This window comes from Exiguobacterium sp. UBA3491, assembly GCF_002377745.1.
Classification (GTDB): Bacteria; Bacillota; Bacilli; order Exiguobacteriales; family Exiguobacteriaceae; genus Exiguobacterium_A.
On record NZ_DFQK01000009.1, the window covers coordinates 131,330 to 142,546 of the forward strand.

The following is an 11,217-nucleotide window of genomic DNA, read 5'->3' on the forward strand; positions in this document are numbered from 1 at the left end:
CTCGATTTCCGAAAAAGAGCGGTGCTACTTTTGAATCCATATTACCGGGAGGGATATGTGAATCCTTCCCCGATGACTTCTCGCACTTTATGAATGACGACGAAGGCGCGGGGATCCGCTGCTTCGACGATTTGTTTCAACGGTGCCAGTTGTCGTTTATCGACGATCATATACAACATGTCATTCTTTTGTTTCGTGAAATGACCATGACTGTGGATGACAGTCGCGCTACGTCCGAGCGTCTCCGTCAGGATCGTCGCGATTTCTTCTTGGCGATGGCTAATGATCGTGACCGCTTCGCGGACGTTCAATCCTTCGCTGACGAGATCAATCAAATACGAACCGATGATGATCGCAATTAACGTGTACAGCATCGTCTCTTCTCCAAATAGAAAACCTGACGCACCGACAACGGCGACATCGATGATGAACATCGAGACTGCGATACTGAGATTCAAGTATTTATTCATCAGTCGAGCGATGATGACACCACCGCCCGTCGTTCCTCCCGCACGAATGACGAGTCCGATTCCGACACCAATCAAAATACCCGCATAGACCGTTCCAATCAAACGGCTATCCGATGATGTCGCAAGGTTTGCTGTCGAAGAGAGGACAAACGATGTGACGGCGACTGAGATGACTGAGTAAAGCATCGTCTTCCGGCTAAGGAATCGATAACCGACAACGAACAGCAAAGCGTTCGCAAGCAAGGAGACAAGTCCCGTATCCCAACCGTAAAGATAATAGAAAATGACCGTGATCCCAATCAATCCACCTTCTGAGAGATCATTTGGAATCGTAAAGTAGTTGATTCCAAAGGCGAGAATCGACGACCCGATGATAACCCAGAAGATGTCCTTCCAAGAAATCAATTGCATCGCCTCAAAAGCACGGCGTCTCGTTTCTGTCGTTGTTGATGTTTTTCGTACGTTCATATGCGTTCCTCCTTTTTTGATTAGGCGTGGCTCAATAAAAATTCCGTACTGAAACGATGTCAGTACGGAATGATCACACGGTAAGACCGGTTCTTTTAATTAAATACAATCCAAAGGATACCGACAACCAAAAAGGCGATCGAAACCCCGAACATGATTTTCGCTAAACGTTCTAACACGGATTCACCCCACTAACGCTGATCCGATGACGTAGGACATGCCGATCGATAAAGCGCATGAAATGATACCGACAGCAATGTTGCCATTCTCGATTTCACGGTCTACCGGCAAATTCGGTGTCAGGAATTCAAAGATCCAATATGTCGATATCAACAATAAGAAGCCAAAGGCACTTTCAAGAAATATCGACCCGACTCGTTCTTCCCCTTGGACAGCGAAATGAACGATATTGGCGAGTCCGATGATTTTTCCACCTGTTGCTAACGCAACGGCGATGTTGCCACTCTTGATATGTTCCCAGTTTTTATACCGGGTTGTCAACTCAAAAAGTGCAAGCCCCAAAATGATCAGTAATCCCGCGACCGAATAGAGCGCTGTCGTATAGACATAGACGTTCTCAAAAATGTTCATCTTGCTTTCCTCATTTCAGTTCGATGATCGTCACACCGTGTCCGCCTTCACCTTGACCACCTAACCGGTGACCTTTGACGTGACGATGACCTTTCAAGAATTCTTGAACACCTTGTCGCATCGCTCCCGTACCCAAGCCATGAATGACACGGATGTGGTCGTAATTCGATAACAAGGCTTGGTCCATGAAGCGTTCGAGCTTCGACAACCCTTCTTCGACACGCACGCCACGTAAATCCAGTTCAGCCGAAGGCGCCGATTGTTTCGTCACACTCGTTCCACCAGAGCGCCCTTTCGTTTGTGGACGTTTTGGTGTACTGCCAATCTTCGCGAGATCTTCCGGTTTGACGTTCACCTTCATGATGCCCACTTGGACGGTATACTCGCCGTTCGCCTGTTGGTTGATAATGTAGCCTTTTTGATTGAAAGTCGTGACTTTAACTTCTTCGCCTTTATCAAATCGCGGCGTTTGGTCGTATTTTGCTTTTACTTTAGCGATCCGCTTCTCTTGCAGACTCGGCTTCGCGTCTTCGAGTCGCTTCCGCGCCTCGATCAGTTCATGCTCTTTGACGGCACCAGCGTCTCGTAATTCCTTCAGACGTTTGATGACGCCTTCTGCTTCTTTTTGAGCGCGTTCGACCGCACGTGCTGCTTTTTCTTCCGCTTTTGCCAGAATTTCGTTTTTCTCTTCCTGGATCTCAGCTTGTTCTTGCTCGAACTGCTCTCTCTCTTCGACAAGTCGTTTTTTCTCTTCTAACAACTGTGCCTCTAACGTTTCAGCCCGCTGTTTCGCTTCTTCTAATCGTTCGATCATCGTCTCGACAGACTGTGCGTCGCTACCGATCTGACCACGTGCCGCGTCGATGATCCGGTCTTCGAGTCCAAGACGTTTTGAAATCTCGAACGCATTCGAGCGTCCAGGTACACCGATGAGTAAGCGATAGGTCGGACTGAGTGATTCGACATCGAATTCCATCGACGCATTGACGACCCCTTCTCGGTTATAGCCGTAAGCCTTTAATTCTGAATAGTGTGTCGTCGCTGCCACACGTGCGCCGCGTCGCTTCACTTCATCAAGAATTGCGATTGCAAGGGCAGCCCCTTCTGTCGGATCCGTTCCCGCACCTAACTCATCGAACAGCACTAGACTCATAAAATCGATTTTTTCCATCATCGAGACGATGTTCGTCATGTGCGAACTAAACGTCGATAAGTTTTGTTCGATCGACTGTTCATCCCCGATATCGGCATAAATCGCATCGAAGACACTGAGTTCCGTCTCATCTGCAGCTGGCACGTATAGTCCTGATTGCACCATCAATTGCAAAAGACCGATCGTCTTTAAGGTAACTGTCTTACCGCCGGTGTTCGGACCGGTGATGACGAGTGACGTAAAATCCCCACCCAGTGATACGGTAATTGGTACGACTTCCTCTTTCGGGATGAACGGATGCCGTGCTTCCTTCAGAATGATATGGCGGTTTTCGTTCAAGCGTGGCTCGACCGCTCCAATTTGATGACCGTATAATGCTTTTGCCATGATGAAATCAAGTTCTGCTAATACATCCAGATTGATGCGTAGCGAATCACCAACGCTACCGACAAGTGCCGATAGTTGTGCAAGAATTCGTTCGATTTCCGCCCGTTCTTTCAAACGCGCTTCTTGAATTTCGTTGTTCGCAGAGACGACAGCTTGCGGTTCGATGAACAACGTTGCTCCAGAAGCGGACTGATCATGGACGATTCCGCCGAACGCTTGACGATATTCTTGTTTGACCGGTACACAATAACGATCGTTTCGCATCGTCACGATGGCGTCAGACAGCATCTTCGCTTTACTACGTAAGACGTTATCGATTTTCGAACGAACTTGTCCTTCGAGCGAGCGTAACTGACTGCGTAACGCTCGTAATTTATCACTCGCTGAGTCTTGGACAGTCCCTTGATCGTCGATGGCATGGCGAATCCCCTGTTCGATCTCGACGAGCTTCGTGATTTGCTCGATTCGACTATCAAGGCGCGGTAATCGTAGATCCGCATGGTCTTCGTGTAGCCGTTCTTGGAATGCCTTCACTTGACGTCCCGAGTAGACGACGTCTGCGACGGCTAGAAGTTCACTCGTCGAGAGGACCGAACCAATTTCTGCTCGTTTCACTTCACTTCGGACGTCCGTCAATCCACCGAACGGATAACGGTCACGCAACCGGTAGACCGTCGTTGCTTCCGTCGTGACAGCTAACAGTTCCTTGACCTGCTCGAAGTCTTCCGCCGGACGCATTGCCCGGACGAACTGTGCTCCGAGTGAACTAGCCGTGAAGGCGAGCATGTTTTCTTTTAACTTCTCATATTCTAAAACGCGTAATGCGTTGGCATTCATTTAATCCACTCCTAAACGTTTTCGACCGAAGAATTCGAGTGCTTCTTCAGCAGACCACGTATTGATGACATCAGACGCCTCCAAATAAGCTTTACGAGCATGGAGGACTCCAAGTTTCATATCTTCTAACATTTCTGGTCGGTGTGTATCCGTATTAATTAAAATCTTTACGCCGGCAGCCTTCGCTTTCGCAAGCGAACTTGCTGTTAAATCAAAACGTGCTGGATTCGCGTTCATCTCAAGCGCTGTTCCTGTCTCCGCTGCTAGTTCGATCAATCGATCGACATTGACGGCGTATCCTTCTCGTCTTCCAATGATTCGTCCCGTCGGATGAGCAATCAAGGAAACATAAGGATTACGACAAGCATTCTCGAGCCGCTGCATGATCTCTTCTTCCGTCTGATCGAACTTCGAGTGGATCGAGGCGATGACATAGTCCATTTCTTTTAAGAACTCATCTTCATAATCAAGTGATCCATCGGGCAAGATATCCATCTCGACACCGCATAAAATTGTCATATCGGGATGTTTCTCGCGTGCCGCTTCGATTTCAATACGTTGTGCACGCAGACGTTCTTCCGTTAATCCATTGACGAATTTCATATATTTACTATGATCCGTGATCGCCATCCATGTATATCCGCGTGCAGCACAGGCATCGACTAGTTCTTCAACAGACAACGTACCATCTGACCATGTCGTATGCATATGCACATCGGCTTGAATATCTTGTTCCGTCAAGAGACGTGATAAATCTTGCTCGAATTCATGACGTCCCGCTCGTAATTCAGGCGCGATGAACGGTAAATCATATCGCGCAAACAATTCTTCTTCTGTGTTCGGTTGCACTAATCCTTGCTCGGTCTCGACACCATATTCAGAAATACTCTCTCCTCGCTCTTTTGCGAGTTGGCGCATCCGGACGTTGTGATCCTTCGAACCCGTAAAGTGATGTAATGTGGATGCATACGCCGCATCATCCACGATTCGGAAATCAACCGCGATATAATGAACGTCTCGTTTTAAGATGAGCGATACTTTCGTGCTGCCAGCTGCGATGACTTCATCGATGAGCGACAGTTCTAGAAGCTGCTCCTTGATTCGTTCCGGTTCATTCGTTGATAGAATGAAATCAAGATCCTTACACGTCTCTTCTGCTCGACGGAAACTTCCTCCAACTTCAAAACGAATGATTGCATCAAACGATGCAAGTGTCTGATTCAATTCAGCGACGATCTTTCGCATGACACCGTATGGTAATCGCTCCGGTCGTGTTTCAAACGTTTCAAGTGCTTTAACGTACTTCTCGACCGTCTTCTTGCCGAATCCAGGCATCGCTTCGACTGTACCATCTGCTAATTTCTCTGCAAAGGAATCTGCATCAATGACGCCAACTTCATGCAGTTTAGCGAGCTTTTTCCCACCAAGACCCGGAATCTTCAATAAGGCGATCAATCCTTCTGGCACTTCTTGTTCGAGTTCTGTCAGTGCCGTGCTCGTTCCCGTTTCACGATATTCCTCTAGAACAGCAGCCGTTCCTTTCCCGATCCCCTTCATCGCCGTGAAATCCTCAATCGCCATGAAGTCAGCATCGGATGCTTCGAGAATACTTGCTGCTTTCCGAAAAGCATTAATCTTAAATGGATTTTCCCCTTTGACCTCTAGGTAGACCGATATCCGTTCCAAATGACGCATCGCATCTTGAATCGTACGCATGTGCAGTTCTCCCCTCAAAAAAAGCTCCCAATCGTGGGAGCCTGTTTATTTTATCAATCCAACTTGATCCATCAGCCAGTTCGCAAGAAGCGGGGTATGCTGGATAATGAAGCTTGCTAAACTCGAATCCGCGATCGCATCCTGTATCGATTGGATTGGAACGAATGCCGCTAAGAACAAGAGCAGGAAGATGAAGATGTACATCTCGATGAAACCAAAGACGCCACCTAACAACCCTTTGACTTGTTTTAGAATCGGGACATTCGTCACCGAATCAAACATCGACAATAAGATCGATAAGATGATTTTTGTACCGAAGAACAGGACGACGAACCAAAAGGCTTTGTAGAACACCTCATCGAGTCGTGCTGAACTTGGAATCGCGAACATCGTCAAATCGATTCCCGCATCATCCAGTGTAGACGGATATGGTACCCACAATCGGAATTTCGTAGCCAGTTCCTCATAGAACGACAGTGCAACGATGAAGGAAATGATCAGACTGAGCAAATGACCGGCCTGCAACACAACTCCCCTTCGGACCCCTGTCATGACACCTACGGCGAGAAGTAATAAGATAACGAGAGAAATCATAGTTTATAGTTCACCCAAATTCTTTTTAATTTTTACATAATCACTACCAATATTAAGCGCCGCTAGGACGGCGATTTGACGAACGTCGAGTTGTGGTGCTTGTTCTCGGATTTCTCGAATCTTCGTATCTACGAGGAGACCCACTTCGCGTACGTGTTCTGGCGACTCCGTTCCGACAATCGTATAATCATTGCCTGCGATATGAATCGTCGTCCGGTTCAACCCTTCTGAATCAGCCATTTTTCTGTCCTCCTCATACTTTGCTTCTTTCATATAGTACCATCATTTTCGTTTTAGGAAAAGAAGTCCCCCATCGGTCTTAAGGATGGTATGCTTAATCCCGGAAAGGGAGGTTATCCTATGGGAACGACCGTTTTACGCTTATCTAAAGAAAAACAGGACTTAGTCATACAGAACTTCAAAAAGAACGAGACGAAGTCTCCTCCGTATGCCCGTTTTGCTGCCAAGATTCCTGGTTGTGTCATCACGATTTATAATTCTGGAAAAGTGATGTTTCAAGGACCGCAAGCCGAAGCTATCGCTACACGTTTCGGTACGGCTTCGCCGACTAAGTCGAAAGAACCACTTGTTTCAACGTTACCGAATGGTTTTTCGGAATGGTCCGTCGTTGGTAGTGACGAAGTCGGGAAAGGCGATTTCTTCGGTCCACTCGTCGTCGCCGCTTCCTTTGTTGATCGAAAGCAGATCGCACTTCTTCACGAACTCGGTGTCCGAGACTCCAAACATTTGAACGATATCGAGATTCGTCGAATTGCTCGCGATCTCCATGCTGTCATTCCGTACACATATCGTATCCTACACAATCCAGAATACAATCAGATGCAACGGTCGATGACTCAAGGAAAGATGACTGCCCTGATGCATAATGATGTAATCGAGCGGCTTCTTGACCAACTGGAGACGAAACCAGAAGCGATCTTGATTGATCAGTTCGCCGAAAAAAGTGTCTATTATAAACACCTAGCTGGTGTCGTCAATCCCGTTCGAGAAAATGTCTACTTCTCGACCAAGGCGGAACAACTCCATGTCGCTGTCGCTGCCTCCTCGATCATTGCTCGCGCCATCTTTTTGAAGGAGATGGACAAGTTGAGTGAAACAACAGGTGTCGTCATTCCGAAAGGTGCTGGTGCCAAGGTCGATCAAGTCGCCGCCTCACTGATTTTACGTTATGGAGCTGACAAACTGCGTGACTGGACGAAAGCCCATTTTGCGAATACGAAAAAGGCACAACAACTAGCTGCGAAACGAAACCGACCATGACCTTAACGGAATGGTCGGTTTTTTTAAATGACGGACTCCCCTTCAGACAGTCGTTCTAATTCCGCAAGAAGTATGTGTTTTTCATTAAAAGGAATCGTTTTTGTACCGATTCGTTCTACCTCATCATGACCTTTCCCGACGATGACGATGCGTTTTCCTTCGTGCGCCAGATGCGCTGCTTGTACGAGCGCTTCGTGACGGGATGTATGACAACCTACTAAATGTTCACGTGGAATATCAACGATTAGCTCTTCGATGATTCGATCCGGATCCTCTGTCCTCGCATCATGGACCGTTGCGATGATGTGTTCACAATATTTACTTGCAATCCGCCCCATTTCCGCTCGTTTCGTTCGATCACGCTCTCCAGCTGCACTTAAAACGACCGATAGCGATTCTCCGGAAAAAGTGAGTGCCTGTAAACATTTTTCTAGACCATCCGGTGTATGGGCATAATCGATATAAATCTCACAAGGTGCCCAGTCCAGTCGTTCAAGTCGTCCTTTCGGCAATTCCAGTTCTGGAATGTGACGAATCAAAGCATAGAGATTGGCATCACCTGCCCGCAATAATCCCATCGCCGCTGCTAAATTCGCTGCATTGAATTCACCTAGTAAAGCTGTCGGCACACGCGTCGTCGTCTCGTCGATCCGCACATTGACGGTGTCCGTCAACCATTCGACCGCGATTTGTGACGTCCGGTGTGGTTGTGTCGTATACCAGATGACGGGTTGTAAAGGCGCAGCTTCTCGCATGACGCGGCTCCAACCATCTTCTCGATTCAAGACGATGGTCCGACCATTTGACGCAGCGACTTGTTGAAATAACAACGCTTTCGTCTTGGCGTAATCCTCCATTGAATGGTGATAATCCAGATGATCATGCGTCAGGTTCGTAAATGCTGCCGAGTGGAAAGACACTCCTTCGACTCGACCTTCAGCTAATGCATGAGAAGACACTTCAATGATGCAATCCGTCACGCCTTTTTCAACCATTTCATACAACAGTCGATGTAAGATGATCGCTTCAGGCGTCGTATTCGGTGTCTCAATGAGTTCCTCATCAATTCGTGCACCGACCGTGCTAATCATGCCGGCTTTTATGCCTGTTGCACGAAAGAGATCATACGCCAATTTTGTCGTCGTCGTTTTTCCGTTCGTTCCCGTTACACCATAGACACGCATTTTTTGACTCGGATGATCATAAAAAAAGTCTGCTACCTTCCCGGCAGCTGCCTTTGTATTTTCGATGAGAATAACAGGAATCGTTACATCACTTAATGCTTCTTCCGCTAAAATCGCAACTGCTCCATTACGTTCCGCTTCTCTAGCATATCGATGACCATCTACCGTGTAGCCGCGAACACAAATAAACAGACTTCCTGGTATTACGTTTCGTGAGTCTGTCTCAATACTCGTAACTATCGGATTTGAATCTGTTCGTAAGTTAAAAAGTGATACTAATGATGCTAAGGATTTCGAACAGGGCTTCATGATGTTTGCTTCCCTTCCTTGTCTCAAGATTTGCTTTATTTGGTCTAATATAAATGACTCGATGTATCAATTGTTTATCTTCAGCTAAACTTCAGATGAATATGTTACAACTAACAATGAGGTGAATGATATGACACATATTTTGATCGCAGAAGATGAATACGATATCAGGGAACTACTAACAGAATTATTGAACTCCAATGGATACATTGTATCTAGCGCGGCAAACGGCATGGAAGCCTTACAACTTTACCGATCGGGCTCTTTCGATTTAATCATCTTAGATATCATGATGCCTTTCTTCGATGGTTTTGAGGTTGCACGCGACATTCGTAAAGAATCACAAACGCCGATTATTTTTTTAACCGCTTTGCAAGATGAGGAAAACCAGGTGAAAGGATTTGATCTCGGAATCGATGATTACATCGCAAAACCATTTTCCCTTCGCATCTTACTTAGACGGATCGAAGCCGTTATCAGGCGCATTCAATCGAATGAAGCAGAATCACTCTCATTTCGAGAGATTACCCTTTTTCCATCAAGCTATAACGTATACGTTTCTGGAAATCCGACGACATTAACACTTAAGGAATTTCAAATTCTTCATTTATTACTCGAACATCCCGGCCGTGTACTCGAACGAGAACAGCTGATTCAGCAACTTTGGGGGTTTGATGCCCTTGGCGATACACGATTCTTGGATACACATATTAAAAACCTACGAAAAAAAATAAACGTACCTTATATTCAAACAGTAAAAGGAGTTGGCTATAAGCTTGAAGCACCTAGCTAAACGTCAAGGAATCACTGCTAAACTATTTTTTTTAACGATGAGCTTACTCATCGTAGCTGTCCTCTCGACGGTTGGTTTTCTATATGCCTCGTTGCCTTCGTACTATCAGTCCTATCGAGAAGAACAATTTCACTCGACGATGGCATCTATTAAACTAAAAAGTAAAGATCGTTCAATCGAAGAACTCATCCCATTGCTTGATCAACTGACAGACAAAGGGATTCGTTTTTCACTGTGGACGGAGGACGATCAACTCTTATATGCACCCGATTTTGGTCGCGGACCGATTCGTCGCACTACCGATAACTCTCCTACCGGAACGATCCAAGCCTCCCTTCCACTTCAACTGAACAGTCAAACGGTTACTCTCGATGCGGATCAAATGATTCAACCGATTGATGAAGTGAAAGCCGTCTTGTTGAAACTAGCTCCTTATATCGTTTTTCCGCTTCTATTATTAGCCGGTCTTGCTGCCTATCTTTATTCACGTACCATTTCTCGACCGCTGATCTCCATCAATCAAGCGACGAAGGAGTTAGCGAATTTAAACTTTGCTGTCCGAACCCATCATCACTCAACGGATGAACTGGGTGATCTATCAAGAAATATCAATCAACTCGCCACCACACTCGAGGCGACGATGGATTCTTTACAAGCCTCCAATGAACGCCTTCGTCTTGAAGCGGAAAAAGATCGAATACGTGATGCAGAACGAAGACAGCTATTCCTCGCTATCTCACATGAGTTAAAAACACCTGTTACGATCATCAAGGGTCAAGTCGAAGGGATGCTCTTGAATCTCGGAGTCTACCGAGACCGTGATTACTATTTGGAGCGTGCTAGTCAGGTGATTGAAAATATGGAACGTCTAATTGCATCGTTGCTCGAAGTCGCCCGTGTCGAACAAATGGCACTTCATTTCGAGGAAACGAATCTTCGTCTGTTACTCGAACAACAACTCGATCAATTCGGACAACTTATTCATGATCAGCAATTACGTGTGATCTCACCTAAAGGAGACTGGAACGTTAACACGGATCGTCACTTGTTGGAGCGCGCTTTTCATAACGTATTAATGAATGCCATATCGTATACGGCTCCGGGTGGAACGATTCTAATCGAGACGACCGGAAAACAAAATGGTGTGGTGCTAACGATTACGAACTCACCGACTATTCAAGATTCAAGTGATACTGCCGCTTGGTTCCACCCCCTTACACGCGCCGAACAATCGCGAAATCGAATTCATGGCGGTAGTGGTCTCGGACTATATTTGGTACACCAAATCATGGATCGATTAGATTTAAAGACTACTTTGACTGGAACACCTGATCAGGTACGATTCACGACGTTTTTTGAAACTACTTCTTGATTTCTACTTGCCAAAGAAGTAAAGAATCCGCTATACTCCTTTAAGTTAACTAGTTAACTTAA

Annotated in this window: 10 protein-coding genes; 3 read left to right on the forward strand and 7 right to left on the reverse strand. The window is 46.2% G+C overall.

The annotated features are described in order from the left end of the window. Positions 1 to 41 precede the first annotated feature (41 nt). The 6 genes from B4F99_RS02220 to zapA all read right to left on the reverse strand — a co-directional run bounded on the left by B4F99_RS02220 (position 42) and on the right by zapA (position 6,456). Positions 42 to 938: a YitT family protein gene (locus B4F99_RS02220; RefSeq protein WP_035406360.1), complete on the reverse strand. Its 897-nt coding sequence runs from the start codon at positions 936 to 938 to the stop codon at positions 42 to 44. A 183-nt stretch (positions 939 to 1,121) separates the two neighbouring features. Continuing rightward, positions 1,122 to 1,529, reverse strand: coding sequence for a DUF350 domain-containing protein (locus B4F99_RS02225; protein ID WP_023469001.1), 408 nt, complete (start codon positions 1,527 to 1,529; stop codon positions 1,122 to 1,124). A gap of 10 nt (positions 1,530 to 1,539) precedes the next feature. Then, positions 1,540 to 3,906, reverse strand: coding sequence for an endonuclease MutS2 (locus tag B4F99_RS02230; protein WP_290755041.1), 2,367 nt, complete (start codon positions 3,904 to 3,906; stop codon positions 1,540 to 1,542). Then, entirely contained in the window at positions 3,907 to 5,622 is a 1,716-nt protein-coding gene (polX, locus tag B4F99_RS02235; RefSeq protein WP_214852934.1) for a DNA polymerase/3'-5' exonuclease PolX, read from the reverse strand. It lies immediately after the preceding gene. Between the two features lie 45 nt (positions 5,623 to 5,667). Then, a complete protein-coding gene (locus B4F99_RS02240) occupies positions 5,668 to 6,216 on the reverse strand; it encodes a CvpA family protein (protein WP_290755044.1) in 549 nt (182 codons plus the stop codon). A 3-nt stretch (positions 6,217 to 6,219) separates the two neighbouring features. Beyond that, complete coding sequence (gene zapA, locus B4F99_RS02245) at positions 6,220 to 6,456, reverse strand: cell division protein ZapA (protein ID WP_029342308.1); 237 nt, start codon at positions 6,454 to 6,456, stop codon at positions 6,220 to 6,222. 120 nt (positions 6,457 to 6,576) lie between these two features. Here zapA and rnhC point away from each other — a divergent pair, with 120 nt between their 5' ends. After that, on the forward strand, positions 6,577 to 7,497 hold the full coding sequence (rnhC, locus tag B4F99_RS02250) for a ribonuclease HIII (protein ID WP_290755046.1): 921 nt from the start codon (positions 6,577 to 6,579) through the stop codon (positions 7,495 to 7,497). 23 nt (positions 7,498 to 7,520) lie between these two features. On the opposite strand, the gene B4F99_RS02255 is transcribed toward rnhC, so the two are convergent. Further along, entirely contained in the window at positions 7,521 to 8,990 is a 1,470-nt protein-coding gene (locus B4F99_RS02255) for a UDP-N-acetylmuramoyl-L-alanyl-D-glutamate--2,6-diaminopimelate ligase (protein WP_290755047.1), read from the reverse strand. 130 nt (positions 8,991 to 9,120) lie between these two features. Between B4F99_RS02255 and B4F99_RS02260 the strand changes: the two genes are divergently transcribed. Both B4F99_RS02260 and B4F99_RS02265 read left to right on the forward strand, forming a co-directional pair. Beyond that, a complete protein-coding gene (locus tag B4F99_RS02260; protein ID WP_214852922.1) occupies positions 9,121 to 9,783 on the forward strand; it encodes a response regulator transcription factor in 663 nt (220 codons plus the stop codon). Next, positions 9,767 to 11,155: a sensor histidine kinase gene (locus B4F99_RS02265; protein ID WP_290755049.1), complete on the forward strand. Its 1,389-nt coding sequence runs from the start codon at positions 9,767 to 9,769 to the stop codon at positions 11,153 to 11,155. Before B4F99_RS02260 ends, B4F99_RS02265 begins: the two co-directional genes overlap by 17 nt. The last annotated feature ends 62 nt before the right edge of the window (positions 11,156 to 11,217 follow it).